Source organism: Zoogloea sp. LCSB751, from assembly GCF_002028455.1.
GTDB lineage: Bacteria > Pseudomonadota > Gammaproteobacteria > Burkholderiales > Rhodocyclaceae > Zoogloea.
Map to the genome: position 1 here is coordinate 1 of NZ_MWUM01000189.1, position 272 is coordinate 272.

A 272-nucleotide genomic window follows, 5' to 3' on the forward strand; every position below is an offset into this window, starting at 1 on the left:
GCGATAGATATATTCGTTTGCAATTACTGCTCGCAGGAGGCATTCCCGCAGCAGAGCACGAGCACCGCGAACTGCTCAATTATTGTAAGCAAAGAGAAACAGAGAAAGCCACGGCGTTACTGCGACATCATATTTTGCATGCCGCAATGACAATTCGGGATCTGGTCGCCAAACAGGTGGTATAGATCACGGACTGTCATTCGTTATACCGATAAGCTTTGTTGTCGATTTGAGGCAGCACTAAAGGTTCTGCCTTTTTTATTTGAGAGAAA

At 45.6% G+C, this 272-nt stretch carries 1 pseudogene; it reads left to right on the top strand.

The window, feature by feature from the left end:
• Positions 1 to 185 (top strand): annotated as a pseudogene (locus B4920_RS30095) (hypothetical protein); the annotation flags it as partial.
• Between the last annotated feature and the right edge of the window lie 87 nt (positions 186 to 272).